Annotated in this window: 9 protein-coding genes; 5 read left to right on the top strand and 4 right to left on the bottom strand. The window is 47.4% G+C overall.

Annotated features, from left to right (window positions below; all coding sequences use genetic code 11):
• Position 1: 1 nt before the first annotated feature.
• Positions 2-3,328, bottom strand: a complete 3,327-nt coding sequence (ileS, locus tag FPG75_RS00045) for an isoleucine--tRNA ligase (protein WP_143304455.1) — start codon at positions 3,326-3,328, stop codon at positions 2-4.
• 248 nt (positions 3,329-3,576) lie between these two features.
• Between ileS and FPG75_RS00040 the strand changes: the two genes are divergently transcribed.
• Positions 3,577-4,041 carry a PepSY-like domain-containing protein gene (locus tag FPG75_RS00040; RefSeq protein WP_143304454.1) on the top strand — a complete coding sequence of 155 codons (465 nt, stop codon included), beginning with the start codon at positions 3,577-3,579 and terminating at the stop codon, positions 4,039-4,041.
• A gap of 421 nt (positions 4,042-4,462) precedes the next feature.
• On the opposite strand, the gene FPG75_RS00035 is transcribed toward FPG75_RS00040, so the two are convergent.
• Positions 4,463-5,383 (bottom strand): helix-turn-helix domain-containing protein, encoded by a 921-nt coding sequence (locus tag FPG75_RS00035; RefSeq protein WP_143304453.1) that lies wholly within the window; start codon positions 5,381-5,383, stop codon positions 4,463-4,465.
• A gap of 151 nt (positions 5,384-5,534) precedes the next feature.
• Between FPG75_RS00035 and FPG75_RS00030 the strand changes: the two genes are divergently transcribed.
• Together FPG75_RS00030 and gyrB are read left to right on the top strand one after the other, a co-directional pair.
• Positions 5,535-7,196 carry a hypothetical protein gene (locus FPG75_RS00030; protein WP_143304452.1) on the top strand — a complete coding sequence of 554 codons (1,662 nt, stop codon included), beginning with the start codon at positions 5,535-5,537 and terminating at the stop codon, positions 7,194-7,196.
• 124 nt (positions 7,197-7,320) lie between these two features.
• Entirely contained in the window at positions 7,321-9,300 is a 1,980-nt protein-coding gene (gyrB, locus tag FPG75_RS00025) for a DNA topoisomerase (ATP-hydrolyzing) subunit B (RefSeq protein WP_143304451.1), read from the top strand.
• Between the two features lie 61 nt (positions 9,301-9,361).
• On the opposite strand, the gene FPG75_RS00020 is transcribed toward gyrB, so the two are convergent.
• Both FPG75_RS00020 and FPG75_RS00015 read right to left on the bottom strand, forming a co-directional pair.
• Entirely contained in the window at positions 9,362-10,579 is a 1,218-nt protein-coding gene (locus FPG75_RS00020) for a tetratricopeptide repeat protein (RefSeq protein WP_143304450.1), read from the bottom strand.
• A gap of 3 nt (positions 10,580-10,582) precedes the next feature.
• On the bottom strand, positions 10,583-11,905 hold the full coding sequence (locus FPG75_RS00015) for an ATP-binding protein (protein ID WP_143304449.1): 1,323 nt from the start codon (positions 11,903-11,905) through the stop codon (positions 10,583-10,585).
• Positions 11,906-12,194: 289 nt separating this feature from the next.
• On the opposite strand from FPG75_RS00015, the gene FPG75_RS00010 reads away from it, so the two are divergent.
• Together FPG75_RS00010 and FPG75_RS00005 are read left to right on the top strand one after the other, a co-directional pair.
• Positions 12,195-12,656: a hypothetical protein gene (locus FPG75_RS00010; RefSeq protein WP_143304448.1), complete on the top strand. Its 462-nt coding sequence runs from the start codon at positions 12,195-12,197 to the stop codon at positions 12,654-12,656.
• A gap of 335 nt (positions 12,657-12,991) precedes the next feature.
• On the top strand, positions 12,992-16,255 hold the full coding sequence (locus FPG75_RS00005; RefSeq protein ID WP_143304447.1) for a TonB-dependent receptor: 3,264 nt from the start codon (positions 12,992-12,994) through the stop codon (positions 16,253-16,255).
• The last annotated feature ends 39 nt before the right edge of the window (positions 16,256-16,294 follow it).

The raw sequence follows: 16,294 nt of genomic DNA, 5'->3' as shown, positions 1-16,294 counted from the left end.
ATTAGCTTTTTTTGTTAACTAATACATTAAATTTAAGGTCGTTCACCTCTATTTCTGTACCATCCTGTAGCTTTCCTACTAATTCCAGGCTATCTGCCAAAATTTCCGTGCAAATATAGTCATTATAGTTTACAATCGCCGATTTCAGGGAATCAACTGTTTCAACAGTAACAGCTATCCGGTCAGTTAGTTCAAAACCACTGTCTTTCCGGATTTTTTGTATGCGGTTCACCAGTTCCCTGGCATTCCCCTCGTCCTGCAATTGCGGTGTAATAGTAATATCAAGCGCTACCGTTAATGCGCCTTTATTTGCGACTGTCCATCCCGGAATATCTTCGGAAATAATCTCAACATCAGAGAGTTGTATCTGTACCTGCTCTCCTTCAATAGCCAGGTTGATGTGGCCATCGCGCTCAATGGCAGCAATTTCAGCCTCTGTGAATGCACCAATGGCCGCAGCCACCGTTTTCATCTTTGCCCCCATCTTACTACCAAGCGACTTGAAATTAGGCTTGATCTTTTTCTTGATGAAACCTTCAGTTTCCGTAAGATAATCAATCCCTTTAACATTCACCTCACTTTTTATCAGATCAGCTACCTTTTCTACCTGTTCCTGCATGTGAGCGTTCAATACGGGGATCAATATCTTCTGCAAGGGCTGGCGAACCTTGATATTCACCTTCTTACGCAGTGACAGCACCAATGATGAGATATCTTGCGCCAGCTGCATCCTCTCTTCAAGGTCTGCATCCATTGCAGCAGGATCTGCCACCGGGAAATCAGTATGATGGATGGAGCCTGCCTGTATACGGCCACTCACTTTGTTGAGGTTGCTAAACATCCAGTCGGTGAAGAAAGGAGAGACAGGCGCCATCAGCTGGATCACTTTCTCCAGGCACTCATATAAGGTCTGGTAAGCGCTAATCTTGTCATGTTCGTACTCCCCTTTCCAGAAACGGCGACGACACAAACGCACATACCAGTTACTCAGGTGCTCATCTACAAAACGCTCAATGGCCCTTCCTGCCTGGGTAGGCTCATAGTCGTCAAAATAAGCAGTCGCGTCTTTTACCAGGGTATTCAACACGGAAATGATCCAACGGTCGATCTCCGGACGTTCTTCCAGCGGAATATATGCTTCTTTAAAGGAGAAACTATCCAGGTTGGCGTACATCGCGAAGAAGTTATAGGTATTGTACAGTGTACCAAACAGCTTACGCTGCGCTTCACCGATACCTTTGATATCAAACTTCAGGCTGTCCCATGGGGAGGCATTGGTGATCAGGTACCAGCGGGTAGCATCTGCACCAAACTGCTCAATGGTTTCAAATGGATTCACCACGTTGCCGAGGCGCTTGCTCATTTTATTTCCATTGCTATCCAGTACGAGCCCGTTGGATACCACTGTTTTATAAGCAACGCTGTCGAACAGCATGGCGCCCAGTACGTGCAAGGTATAGAACCAGCCGCGGGTTTGGTCCACGCCCTCAGCGATGAAATCTGCCGGGAATGCGTCACCTTTATCCACCAGTTCTTTATTCTCGAACGGGTAGTGCCATTGTGCATAAGGCATAGCGCCACTATCAAACCAAACGTCCACCAGATCCGGCTCCCTGCGCATAGGTTTACCAGATTCGCTTACTAGGATGATGTCATCCACATATGGTTTATGCAGGTCCAGGATACCTTCGTGCAAGTAGTTTTTATTTACGTCGCCGCCCAGCACTTCATTGGCTTTGCGGATCTCTGTATTCAATTCTTCAATGCTGCCGATGCATTTTTCTTCGGCGCCGTCTTCTGTACGCCAGATCGGCAATGGGGTGCCCCAGTAGCGGCTGCGGCTCAGGTTCCAGTCCACCATATTCTCCAGCCAGTTGCCAAAACGGCCGGTTCCGGTGAAGGCCGGCTTCCAGTTGATGGTTTTATTCAATTCCACCATGCGGTCTTTCATCGCGGTGGTTTTGATGAACCAGGCATCCAGCGGGTAATATAATACCGGCTTGTCGGTGCGCCAGCAGTGCGGATAGGTGTGTTCGTATTTTTCCACCTTGAAAGCGCGGTTCTCTTTCTTGAGCTTCACCGCGATATCCACATCTACATCTTTATACTCCGGATCATCTTTATAGTTCTTCACATATCTGCCGGAAAACTCGCCTACATTATCGGTGAATTTACCTTCTCTATCTACCAGCGTCAGGATGCCGATGCCGTATTTCTTACCTACCCGGTTATCGTCTGCACCGAATGCAGGAGCGGTGTGAACGATACCGGTGCCATCTTCTGTAGTCACGAAGTCGCCAACGATCACGCGGAAAGGATCACCTTCTTCGGGCTGTGCAAAAGGAAGCAATTGCTCATAGCGGAGATTTTCCAATTGGCTGCCTTTGAAGCTGGCGAGCACTTTCCAGGGAATGACCTTATCGCCTTCCTGGTAAGCATCGAAGTCGCCATTTTCACCTTCTGCTTTAAAGTATTTATTCAGCAGCACTTTCGCCATTATCACATTCACCGGCAGGTGGGTGTATTGGTTAAAAGTGCGTACCAGTACATATTCTATGTTAGCGCCTACGGTAAGACCGAGGTTGGAAGGCAGTGTCCAGGGAGTGGTGGTCCAGGCGAGGAAGAAAACTTCATCGTTGCCGGCCGCATCGAAGAGGAACTGCGAGTTAGCGGCCTTCTGTGCTTTGAACATGGCCACTACAGTGGTATCTTTTACATTCTTGTAGGTGCCTGGCTGGTTCAGTTCAGCGGAGCTTAATCCAGTGCCGGCCGCAGGGGAATAGGGCTGGATGCTGACGCTTTTATACAGATAACCTTTCTTGTACAAGGTCTGAAGGCACCACCAGAGCGTTTCAATATATTTATTATCAAAGGTGATATAAGGATCTTTGAGATCTACCCAGTATCCCATTTTACGGGTGAGTTCATCCCATTTGTCTTTATACTTCAATACCTCTTTGCGGCAGGTATCATTGTATTCTGCGATGGAGATTTTTGTACCGATATCTTTCTTGGTGATGCCCAGCGTTTTTTCAACGCCCAGTTCCACCGGGAGGCCGTGGGTGTCCCAACCGCCTTTGCGTTTCACCTGGAATCCTTTCATGGTTTTGTAGCGGCACACCAGGTCTTTCAGGGTACGAGAGATGACGTGGTGAATACCGGGAAGACCATTGGCGCTGGGCGGTCCTTCATAGAATACAAAAGGAGTGGCGCCGTTGCGCACGTCTACGCTTTTTTCAAAAGCCTGATGCAGCTCCCATTGTTGCAGTATATCTTTCTCTATCTGAGGTAAATTCAGTTGGTTATATTCCTGATATTTGCTGGACATAAAACAATTCCCCGCCCTTTGATGTTATTTAGACAATAATTGATTAAAATTGTGCGAAGTTAATAAAATCGGCTGGCACCTAGCGAGTAGAGCTTACCAAAAATGCGGGTTTTTAATATTTTTTTGTACTTTTTTTAGTAATTTACAATAAAGAGTATTTAATTTGCGTTTTTGGCATTGTTTTAGCTCTTGCCAGAAGGAATTGAGAAACCTAGTAATTTAACCCAACGGTAAAACCATATCAGAGTATGAAAAAGTTGACGTTAATTTTGTGTGCGGTCTTACTTACTTCCGGCATAACTTTTGCACAGCAAAAAAAATCAGTTAAAAAAACAAAAATCGTCGCTAAGAAGGTCGAAGCGCCAGTGGCGGTAAAGAGTTCTTTTGATCAGAATTTCGCAGGTGTAGCTGACGCCAAATGGTCCAAGACAAGTGCTGGACACTGGGATGCCAGCTTCCTGAAAGATAATATAAAAACAATTGCAGAATATGACGCAGATGGCAAGTGGATTGCTACCAGAAGCGAATATGACGCACAAACACTGCCGGAATCAGTGGCTGGTACGCTGAAAACAAAATATCCGGCTGCCACCATAAAAGATGGCTGGAAAATTGAAAGAGCAGATGTAGCTGCTTATTACAAAGTCAATATTCAGGACAACGGTGCAGAGAAAGCAGTATTGTTGAACGAAGCAGGCACCATCACTGAATAGTTTCAAATTAGTATTTCATAGGTATAGGGATAAATAGGACAGACCCTGCTCTTTTGGGCGGGGTTTTTCTTTTTATGGTTTTTTCTTTTTTTGATCTCCCTTTCCCATCTCCCCCAAACAAAAAAGCCGTTCTGCAAAAGCAGAACGACTTTATAATGTGGTTAAAACCTACCTGGCAAAATTTTTCACTTTTAAGTTAACGGTGTTTGATTAACATGCAAGTATAATTTATGGCTTTACTTACTTTTTGCCAGCCGGGTTCCTCCCATGGTCAAATCTGATAAGGAAGCTTATAGGAAGTACAGATAGACATCTGCTCATCGTGATACAAAGAAACAGCTATATTCTTTTTTAGTACACGCGAATCGGGAAAAGTAATGATCGAAAAAGGAAAATAGACAAAACCCTTTATAGGAGCGGGTTAGCGAAGCAACAACTCACAAGGCTTGAGGCCCGTATGCTTCTTGAAAGCGGTGGAAAAATGAGAAATACAGGAATAACCCATGAGCATCGCCACCTCCGATACCGACATTCCCTTTTCATAGAGCAGGCCCTTGGCCTTTTCCATTCTTTCTTTCTGGAAATAATCGTAGATCGTAGTGCCGTACATGGCTTTGAAACCTTTTTTCAGGTAACATTCATTCATGGCCACTTTGCGCGCGAGATCCCGGATGGTGATGGGTGCATCCAGCTGTTCCAGCAGGATACTGCGGGCCTTTTCAATCTTCTCGCGGTCTTCCAGGTGCGTCAGGAAGCGGCAGCCATAACGCTCGTCAGGATCATTTTGCATGAACTGATCAGAGCTGAAGAGCAACAATTCAAGCGCCTTGCTTTGCAGGAAGATATTCTTGAGCGTACCCTCATAGTTATGGTGCACCATGGATTCCAGTACAGACTTGGACTTGGTACAGGGCTGAATATTTTTAACGAAAGGCTTACGGGATTGCAGCTCAAACAGCGGCGTACCGGTGGCGCTTTTTTGTAAAGACTGTATAAAAGACGGCTGGAAACGCACTGTGATCAGGTCCACAGAGGGAATATGATCATTGCAATTGGCCTTGTTATCAGCACAAAGCTGGTCGGTGCAGGCCGGATTTTTACAGTATTTACTACCGGCAACACAGTAACGCAGCTCAATAGCGGCGGCCTGTCCTCTCTTTGCCGGTTGATAGATCACCATTGCCACATCTTCGACGGGTAACGGTTTCTCATATACGAAACGCTGCAAAGTGAAATCGAGACAATCAGGAACAGCCACACTGTCCTGCTCTGCCAGTTTGAGCTGATCGCTCATGGCAGGCTGCGGAATCGCGAGTGACAATATCTCCTGTATCTCTTTCAATTTTTACCGTTGTTAAAAACGTCACAAATTTAGGGGATTCAATTTTAAACGAAATACGTTTTGACAAAACGCTTACAAAGTAGTCCTAACATAAGAAAAATTGTCTACATTTATTAGTATTGAATGGAATGGAATTAGATCATATTGGACGATGAAGAACAAGGTAGTCCGCATATGTTTATGGGTCCTCGGCGGCTTTACCGTGCTCGTACTCTGTACTGCATGGTATCTTAATGTGCATTGGGGCAGGATGCTCAGGAACGAGTTACAAGGTTATGTTACCGATCTCTCAGATAGCCTGTATGTATTGCATTTCAAAGATGTCAGGTTGAATGTGCTTACTGGCAGCGTGATTGTAGAAGATGCCCATATGACGCTGGATTCGGCCGTATATCGGAAAATGCTGGCCGCCCACAAGGCGCCGTCTACCATCTACCTGATCAGCGTTGAAAAGCTTCATTTAAAATATTTCAGGCCCTGGCGCTATTTCCGCAACCAGGAGCTGCGTGCCGGATCACTGACCGTTACCGGGCCTGATATCTTCATGGAACAGAATGCCACCGTGCTTGATACCACGAAGCCAAGAACAGCTTATGAAAACATCTCCGCTAAAATGAAATCCATCTTTATCGGCAAGCTGATCATGGACGAAACTAATTTCAAATATGTGTTTATCAGAAAAGACACCACCACAGCTACTCACCAGTTCCTGCACTTACGGGTACGGGTAAACGATTTTCTGATCGACTCTGCCGCACTGAACGACCCTACCCGCTTCCTGTATGCCCGTAACTATGATATCGGCATGAGGGACTATGCGCACCTCAGCAAAGACAGCCTGTATAATATGCTACTGCGGGGGATCAGTTACGATGCGGCAGAACAAACGCTGCATATTTCACAATTTGAAGTGCAGCCGAGGTATAGCCGTGACTCATTTGGTATCAAACTGGGCAAACAGCAGGACCTTTATAACCTCACCCTTCATAACATCAGCGTAAATCATCTCAACCCCAAGCTACTGCTGCAAAATCAGGAGTGCTGGGCCAAACGTGTGGATATCAACAGTGGCGAGCTTTCCATCTACCACGACAGGCGCCTGCCGCTGCCGCCGGGCGACAAGCTGGGGCAATATCCCAATCAGCTGCTGCAACAATTGCAGGCGCCTATCAGCATTGACACCCTGATAGCCCGGCGGATGGATATCAAATACGAGGAAACCAGCCCCGAATCGGACCAAACGGGCGAGATCCGTTTCAGCAATGCCCACAGCACGTTTTACAACATTACGAATATCGACAGCCTGGTTGCAAACAACAATCACTGCACCGCCGATATGGACGCCATTTTTATGGAAAGCGGCAAGCTGCGCGCCCACTTCGATTTTACGCTAAACAGCGCTGGTGGCGCCTTTTCCATCTCCGCACAGCTCAATGGCATGAACGGTAAAGAGCTGAACCCGGTGACCATGCCGCTGGGGAAAGTGGAGGTCCGTTCCTGTGATATTGAAGATCTCTCCTTTAATATAAAAGGAGATGAAAAAAAGGCCGCCGGCACGGTGAAATTGCTGTACAAGAACCTGCGCATAGCGATCCTGAAACAGGACAAGGCGCATAAGGAATTTGTGCGAAAAGGGCTGGTGAGCCTGTTGGCCAACCTGATGGTGATCAAGGACAGTAACCCGCTGCCTGGTGAAAAGCCGAGGGTAGCCCGTCCCACCCTTGCCAGGGACCCTAAAAAATCGTTCTTTAACCTTGTCTGGAAAACCTTGTTCGAAGGGGTTAAGGAAACGGCCGGCGCCAGCAGAATATGAGGATAAAAATTCAAGCATCCTTCCTGCTCAAAAACAGTACTTTATTTATGGAAATGAGGCTTATTTTTCGTACTTTTGCATGATTGTCTACTGATTTTATTTCTAATAGATTTTACACCAACATATGAGCGAAGAATTAGCGCAAGCGACCAACCCCAGCAACGTATATGACGCGGGGAGTATTCAGGTATTGGAAGGTCTGGAGGCCGTGCGCAAGCGTCCGGCCATGTATATCGGCGATATTGGCATCAAAGGGCTGCACCACCTTGTATATGAGGTAGTAGATAACTCCATTGACGAAGCCCTGGCAGGTTACTGTAAAAACATCGTAGTTACTATTTGCAGCGACAATTCCATCCGGGTAGAAGATGACGGCCGTGGTATTCCTACCGGCATCATCCCGAAGGAAGGACGTTCTGCCCTCGAAGTAGTAATGACCGTACTGCATGCGGGTGGTAAATTCGACAAGAACACCTACAAAGTATCCGGCGGTTTGCACGGGGTGGGTGTGAGCTGCGTAAACGCCCTCAGCACCATGTGTCATGTGACCGTTCGTAATGAAGGAAAATTATTTGAACAGGAATACCACCGCGGTGTTCCGCAATATGCTGTACGTGAGATCGGCGTGAGTGATACTACCGGTACTACGGTTCACTTCAAGCCCGATAATGAAATCTTCCGGGAAACCACTTACAACAGGGAAATCCTGGCCAGCCGCCTCCGCGAGCTGGCTTACCTGAACCGCAAAATCAGGATCACGCTGATAGACGAGCGTGAAAAGGATGAAAACGGCGCCGACTTCACCGAAGTATTCTACAGCGAAGGCGGCATCATCGAGTTTGTACAGATGCTGGATAAGAGCGGCCGCCGTAACGGTTTGCTGCCTGAACCCATCTTCATTGAAGCACATGATAAAGATTCCAATGTAGCAGTGGAAGTAGCTTTACTGTACAATGATTCGTTCTCTGAAAACATTTTCTCTTACGTTAATAACATCAACACCATTGAAGGTGGTACACACGTGGCCGGTTTCCGCCGTGCCATCACCCGTGTATTCAAATCCTATGGCGATAAAAATAAACTCTTCGAGAAATCGAAAGTAGAAGTAACCGGCGATGACTTCCGTGAAGGTTTGAGCGCTATCATCAGCGTGAAAGTACCTGAGCCACAGTTTGAAGGCCAGACGAAAACCAAACTCGGTAACTCTGATGTAATGGGCGTGGTAGACAGTTCCGTTGCCAATGTGCTGGAAGCCTACCTGGAAGAGCATCCGCGTGAAGCCAAGACTGTTATCAACAAAGTGGTGCTGGCAGCACAGGCACGTGAAGCCGCCCGCAAGGCCCGCCAGCTGGTACAACGTAAAAGCGTGATGACCGGTAGCGGCCTGCCTGGCAAGCTCGCTGACTGCTCCGATAACGATCCTGAAAAGTGCGAGTTATACCTGGTAGAGGGTGACTCCGCAGGTGGTACTGCCAAACAAGGCCGTAACCGCCAGTTCCAGGCGATCCTTCCGCTTCGTGGTAAGATCCTGAACGTGGAGAAAGCCATGGAGCACAAGATCTATGAGAATGAAGAGATCAAGAATATCTTCACTGCGCTGGGCGTTACCATCGGTACAGAAGAAGATGATAAAGCTTTGAACCTTTCCAAACTGCGCTATCACAAGCTCATCATCATGACGGATGCCGATGTGGATGGTAGCCACATTGCCACGCTGATCCTCACCTTCGTGTTCCGTTACATGAAAGCCATGGTGGAACAGGGTTATGTGTACATTGCGCAACCGCCGCTGTACCTGGTGAAGAAAGGCAAAGAGCAGGAATATTGCTGGACAGAATCACAACGTAAGGCAGCTATCGCGCGCATTGCAGGCAATGGCCGTGAAGACAGTGTTACCGTTCAGCGTTATAAAGGTCTTGGTGAGATGAACGCAGAGCAGCTGTGGGATACTACCATGAATCCTGATAACCGTACCCTCAAGCAGGTAACTATCGAAAGCGCTGCTGAAGCCGACCGCGTGTTCAGTATGCTGATGGGTGACGAAGTACCTCCGCGCCGCGAGTTTATTGAATCGCACGCGAAGTATGCGAAGATCGATGCCTAATCCGTGAAAACGGAGAATAGATAAAAAAAAGTCCCTCCGATGCGGAGGGACTTTTTTTTATCTATTCCCTGCTAATAATATAATTGGCGAGTATCTGGTAAATGAAAATCCCTATCAGCATAACGGTCATGAATATATTAAAAGCGTCGTTGCTGATGAAGGTATAACCGATGCCGATGAGGCCCAGTGCGGCTAATGCCAGTGTATATATTTTGATGATGGTGCGGTTACGTTTTCCTTCCGGTGCAAAAATGCTGGAAACCGGCAGCAACATGACCACGGAGGTAATGCAGAGCGCCAGTATCACTTCGTTTTGGGTAAACCACCATGCACCGAAAGACAAGAGCGCCGTGGCCAGCAGTATCCCTACCATATTGGATACCTGTGTTTGTTCTTTGGTAAGTGCGTATCTGCCATAAGGATTAAGTCGCAGGAACAGGTTGCTCACCGGCACGATGAGCCAGGTAGACAGCGCCATCAATGCAAGTAATACATATAGCGGCATAAATACTTTGCTGGCGATCCTTGTTACTACGAAGATGCCAATGATGATCAGCCATTGTGTGCCTGCTTTCTGGCGGCCCATAAAGAATGCATAGTTAAGGAACTGGCGATACAGCCAGTAGCGTGCCTTCATGGCTTGTACCATCCCGTTTTTAGCCCATTGCTGGTTGGGATCGAGCTTCAGTGATTCCCGGAAATGCTCCAGTGCTTTACGGTGATCGCCGGCTTCGAGCCATTTCCAGCCGAGGTTGGCATGCGTATACGCATTTTCCGGATTGTGTTCCAGGGCTTCGTGAAGATCGGAGAAGGCTTCTTCTTTTTTACCGAGATTAAACAGTGCATGCGAGCGTAAGTTAAGGCAGGCCTGGTTTTCAGGGTCGGTAGCAAGGCCTTCTTCCGCCTTCTGCAACGCGTCTGCGTAATCTTTTTTGAAGAGGAGTATCTGGCTCCACATGGCGAAATAATCAGCTTCGTGCGGATTGATGGACACGGCTTCGCTGATGGCCATGATGGCGGCGTGGTATTGATTTTTATTGAGTGCCAGTCTGGCGCGCAGATAGAGGAAACGGTCATCATCCGGCGCAAAGCCCAGCGCATTGCTGATCACGCGTTCTGCTTCGGAGGTGTTGTCCATTTCCAGGTAGCACACGGCCAGCAGGAATAGTCCGTCGATATCATTTGCGCTGCTGTTCAGGTGTTGCCGCAGGGTGGTAACGGCGTCCTGGTAGCGGCCTTGTTGTAAGAGCAGTTGCGCGCGCTGAATGAGTACAGCCATATATTATTTCTTAATGTCCAGGTATTTCAACACGTCATCGTAAAGGCCGGCCTCATTGGCATACAGCGCATAGTTGCGGGCTGTATTGAACCATTCGCGCGTGGTGGGTTTATGTGTTTTGGCGGCTTTGACCAGATCTTTCTGTGTGATCGGTTGTGGCTGGCCTTTTTGCAACGCCTCCATGAGTTTGTCTTCGATGGCAAGGTCCACGATGGCTTTCAGGTCGGCGCCGGAATAGCCGGTGGTGGCTTTGGCCAGGGCATTGTAGTCGAGGTCGCCGACTGGTTTGTTGCGGAGTTGCAGTTTCAATATCTCGGCGCGGTCGGCAGTTTCGGGTGGCGCCACAAAGATGATCCTGTCAAACCGGCCAGGGCGGCGGAATGCGGGGTCCAGGCTCCAGGGAGCATTGGTGGCGCCGATGATGAGTACATTCTCATTACTGGCTGCGATACCATCCATTTCTGCGAGGAACTGGTTAATGAGATGACTGGCGCCGCTGTTGCGCATGGCGTTACGGTTTGCGCCGAGTGCATCTACTTCATCGAAGAAGAGCACGCAGGGCTTTGAGTGGCGGGCCATTTCAAAGAGGCTGTGGAGATTCTTCTCACTATTGCCAATCCACATATCTAATACGTCGTGGATGCCTACATTGATGAACTCGGCCTGTATCTGTCCGGCAGTGGCTTTGGCCAGGTAGGTTTTGCCACATCCGGGAGGACCATATAATAATATACCGCCTCCTGCTTTTTTTCCATAGGCTTTGTAGAGGTCGGGAAATTGCAGGGGCTTGATGATCTTGAGATCGATCTCTTGTTTTTCTCGTTCCATGCCGCCTACATCGGAGAAGTTGATATCCGGTTTTTCGAGGGCGAATACTTTGGTACTTTCCTCCTCATCATCGTCGAGTAGGGAAGACTGAGATGGTTGCGGCAGGCGGAAATGTGCATCCAGGGCTTCGTCGCGGAAACCTGGATTGAGTTGCAACAGGTGCTGGTAGTAATCGCGTGCTGCCTGCATGGAATTTTCTTTCACGAGGATGCGGCAATGAAGCAGCAGGGCGTCGAAATTATCGGGCTCCTGATGTTCGAGTTGTTCGAGCACTACGATGGCTACGGAATATTTTTGCTGATGATAAAAAGTACGTGCCAGGCCAAGCTGGGCGGCGATATTATCAGCGGATAGTTCCAGTACTTTTCTGTATTGTTCTTCTGCCTGCAGGTATTGATAGTCCTGCAACAGCACATGGGCCAGGTGTAAACGGAGGGGCACATTTTCCGGTGAAAACTGCACGGCTTCCTGTAATTGTTTGATCACTTCCGATGACATAATGTGCGTTGGGTTTTAGTGCCTAAAGTCGTAATAATACCAATAACGGTACAAAAATATTGTTAAATATGGTATAGCGTAACTCATAAAAAAATTATTGAATTTGTATTTTTCTATATATATTGCAATCGCATTTTATCCCTATGCCACGAAACTAACCGGATCAATTATCTGTGTCAAATGAAAACATTGCTGGCCAGCACGCGCGTGTAGGCCAGCACCGGTTAATACTTGACCTTCACTGCCGGTGGTGCTTTTCGGCATACCAACAATTAAAACATTAAAAGCTATGCGTTTAAAATTATGGGTGGTGGCGTTAGTGGCCGCCGCAGGGGCTTTCTTTACCGGATGCGATTCAAAAAAGGAACTAACCCCTAAAAATTATTATTCGTTCAAACTGGACACGACTGTATACCGGTCGAATGCCACAGAAGCCGCTATCAGCAAGGATTCCGTGACGGGCAGGCAGCAGCTGGTAGTAGATGGCGTGACCAACAACTTCCTCCAGCATATGGAGTTGACAATCGTTTTTCCGGATTCGGTAAAGGCGGGCAAGTATACCACGGGGGTATTACTGACGCTGATGGATATCCAGGAGAAGCAAACAGGTTATTATAGTAAGGACCAGGCAATCACTGTGAATTTAACTAGCATCAATAGTAAATATGCCGAGGGAACATTCTCCGGTACTTTAACCAATGGTGAAATTGAAAAACCTTTAACGGACGGGACTTTTAAAGTCACTTTTTAATTAGCATCGTTTAAATCATCGTTTTTAAGATCTTTCCGAAACGGTCCTGCCTGTATAGGCGGGACCTTCTTTCTTTTCGTATATACGTTAAAGTTATTTTAAAAGCGCTTATTGTTTACATCCAGTTAACAATGATTTTTTAACAAATCCTGCGCAATCTCTTAACATAGTTTTTACATGTTTTTCTAAACATAATATTATTTTATCTCAAGTTGATATTAATTTGCACCATTTAATCTCATTTTAATTTCTACTTAACAATTCGGTAAACTTCCGTTAACATTAAGGTTGCTTTGGGGTAGTTGCTTTGCACTGTAAATACAGCACTCATTTTTATGAAATCATTCGTTACGCTTTTAGCGAGCTTCATTGTATTATTATTCTCTTATAATGCGCAGGCTCAGGTTACCACTTCTATTGTTTCAGGTAAAGTAGCAGATCCGAAAGGCAATGCTATTCCTGGCGTTACAGTGGTAGCGCTGAACGTGGCCACGGGAGCAAAATCTGGTACACAAACCAATGCCGATGGCCGTTACATCCTGCCTAACCTGAATCCGGGAGGTCCCTACACCATCACTGTTTCTTTTATTGGTTATAAGAAAGAAGTGAAAGAAGATGTAAACCTGGGCCTGGGCTCTACTTCACTGAACTTTAAATTACAGGAAGAATCTACTGCGCTCAGCGAGATCGTGGTAACCGGCAGCGCCGCACAGAAAGGTGGCGGAACAAGAGTTGGCCAGGATCAGATCAAAAATCTGCCATCACTGAACCGCAGTCTGCAAGATATGACCAAGGTTACTCCGCAGAGCAACAATAACTCTTTCCTCGGTACCAACTACCGTTACAACAACGTAACACTGGATGGCGCTATCAATAATGATGCGATCGGCTTCAGCCCTTCACTGGGTGGCCAGAGCAACACCAGCGGCCAGCCAGGTTCCAGCACCCGTACCAACCCAGTATCGCTCGATGCGATCCAGGACGTACAGGTATTACTGGCTCCATTTGATGTAAAGATCGGTAACTTCCTCGGTGGTAGCGTGAACGCGGTAACCCGCAGCGGTACCAACGAATTCCATGGCTCCGTTTACGGTTACGGCCGTACTGCAGGCATGGTTGGTAAAAACAATGCCGGCGACGGTTCCAAACTGCCCAGCGATTTCCATGACTATCAGGCTGGCGTTCGTTTAGGTTTCCCTATCATCAAGGATAAACTGTTCTTCTTCACTAACGAAGAAATCACCCGTCGTGTGGATCCAGTGATCCTCGCTGCCGGTTCTCCTGATGCAGCCGCCATCCTCAGCGCTGATGATGCTGCTGCCATCACCGCGAAAATGAAAGAATATGGCGTTGATCCGGGTACTGCAGGTAATACCAGCATCTACTCCAACTCTACCAAATTCTTCAACCGCCTCGACTGGCGCATCAATGCAAGACATACTCTCTCACTCCGCAACAATACCATCACTTCTGAAGCGACCAACCTGGAGCGCGACCAACAGAACTTCCGTTTCAAAGGCATCGACTTCAAACAGGTAAACAACCAGACTTCCACTGTTGCTGAATTGAAAAGTAACTTCAACAGCGTTGTATCCAACAGCCTGATCCTGGGTTACTCCAATGTACACGATTACCGCGATCCACTGTCTGATCCTGCAGTTCCGCAGATCCAGATCGCTGGTAAAACTGCCGGTACAACCATCTTCCTCGGTACAGACCGTGAAGCAAGTATCTTCAACATGAAGCAGAAAACTTTTGAAGTTACTGACAACGTAACCTTATTTAAAGGTAACCACACCTTCACCATCGGTACTCACAACGAGTTTTACAACATCACTTATGGTTTCGTAAACTCCTGGAACGGCCGTATCGATTACAGCTCTGTTACCGACTTCCTGAATAACAATCCTTCCCGCGTTCGTGGTAACTTCAACTACACTGCGAACTCCCGCGACGATATCTGGGCTAATCCTCCTGCACATTTCAAAGCAAACCTGCTCAGCCTCTATGGCCAGGATGAAATCCAGATCAGCGACCGTTTCAAACTGACGCCAGGTATCCGTTTCGATTACACTGGTATCCCGAACAAACAACCGCTGAGCGACAAAACTGTTAAAGCGCCGGTTGATCCTAACTACGGCACTACCTACACCTACACACATCCGAAAGATATCACCAACAGCTTCCTGAACAACGTACAGATCTCTCCGCGTTTAGGTTTCAACTACGATATCAAAGGCGACAACAGCCTGGTATTGCGCGGTGGTACCGGTTTATTCACCGGCCGTATTCCTTTCGCATGGTTAGGTTATGCATACTACAACAACGGTGTAACCTTCGGCGCTTACGATCAGAAATCATCCGACAAAGCATTCGTGAACACACCCAACCCTGCTGCGAAACCTTCACCCAATGGTATTGCTGATTTCGCAAAACAGAACGGCGTAGATGTTAGCAACGCTGCTGGCGCTACACAGGTAGATATGATCGATAACAACTTCAAAATGCCGCAGGTATGGAGAAGCAGCCTGGCACTGGATTACAGCACCCGCGACAACTGGAAATTCACTGTAGAAGGTATCTATACCAAAGTGGTAAAAGACCTGATGTTCCAGCAAGTAAACCTGGTAGATAACCCTACTTACTTCGCTTATGATGTGAACCATCAGCAACCGATCTTCTCTGGTAAAAAAATCAACCCGCTGTACACCAACGCTTACCTGCTGTCTAACACCGACAAAGGTTACCGTTACAGCATCACTGCACAGGTTAACAAGAAGTTTCCTTTTGGTTTGAGCGCTATGGCCGCTTACACCTATGGTCAGGCAAAAGATATCACCAACGGTATCCGCAACTCCATGGAATCCAACTGGCAGCTGAACCAGGCACTGAACCCGAACAACCCGGGCCTGGCTTATTCCAACTTCGATATCCGTCACCGCATCGTGGCTACTGTTAACTATAAACTGGACTGGGGCCACAAAGGCAAATGGGTATCTAACTTCAACCTGTTCTTCAACACCTCTTCCGGTACTCCGTTCAGCTATGGTTTCGTAAACGCTACCATCCAGAATACACCACAGCAGGTGAGCCTCGCTTACATCCCGAAAGATGTAACAGAAGCAACCAAATTCTTCCAGGACATCGTTGGCGGCAAAACTGCTGCACAACAAGCTGCCGACTTCATGGGTTATGTTGACAACGACAAATACCTGAGCAAACGTAAAGGTGATTTCACTGAACGTAACGGTGGCCGTACACCCTGGAACACACAAGCCGACTTCCGTTTCAGCCAGGACCTGAACATCAAAGCTGGTAAACGTTTCCACACGATCACGCTTACTTACGATATCGTGAACCTTACCAACCTGCTGAACAAAGATTGGGGTATCCAGTACTTCTCACCCAACACTTTCAACTCTTCTGCGAGCGTTGGTCTGAAACAAGTTACTGCGAAAGATCCTGTTACCGGCAAAACTTCTCCGGTTATCGTAAACGGTTATCCGATCTACAGCTGGAAAGACCCAGGCACTCCGTATTCCAAAGACTTCTTTGCATCCCGTTACCAGATGCAGCTGGGTCTGAGATACACATTCTAATCATCACAACATAGCATAAAAAAAGCGGCTGGCTCAAAT

It is taken from the genome of Chitinophaga vietnamensis (assembly GCF_902167635.1).
Classification (GTDB): Bacteria; Bacteroidota; Bacteroidia; order Chitinophagales; family Chitinophagaceae; genus Chitinophaga; species Chitinophaga vietnamensis.
Note: the sequence above shows the minus strand (reverse complement) of the source record. Positions and strands in the feature narration are given on the sequence as shown.

What these genes read in the sequence shown, in the direction of transcription:
- ileS (WP_143304455.1), bottom strand. Translation starts at nt 3,328, where the DNA reads ATGTCCAGCAAATATCAGGAATATAACCAACTGAATTTACCTCAGATA.
- FPG75_RS00040 (WP_143304454.1), top strand. Translation starts at nt 3,577, where the DNA reads ATGAAAAAGTTGACGTTAATTTTGTGTGCGGTCTTACTTACTTCCGGC.
- FPG75_RS00030 (WP_143304452.1), top strand. Translation starts at nt 5,535, where the DNA reads ATGAAGAACAAGGTAGTCCGCATATGTTTATGGGTCCTCGGCGGCTTT.
- gyrB (WP_143304451.1), top strand. Translation starts at nt 7,321, where the DNA reads ATGAGCGAAGAATTAGCGCAAGCGACCAACCCCAGCAACGTATATGAC.
- FPG75_RS00020 (WP_143304450.1), bottom strand. Translation starts at nt 10,579, where the DNA reads ATGGCTGTACTCATTCAGCGCGCGCAACTGCTCTTACAACAAGGCCGC.
- FPG75_RS00015 (WP_143304449.1), bottom strand. Translation starts at nt 11,905, where the DNA reads ATGTCATCGGAAGTGATCAAACAATTACAGGAAGCCGTGCAGTTTTCA.
- FPG75_RS00010 (WP_143304448.1), top strand. Translation starts at nt 12,195, where the DNA reads ATGCGTTTAAAATTATGGGTGGTGGCGTTAGTGGCCGCCGCAGGGGCT.
- FPG75_RS00005 (WP_143304447.1), top strand. Translation starts at nt 12,992, where the DNA reads ATGAAATCATTCGTTACGCTTTTAGCGAGCTTCATTGTATTATTATTC.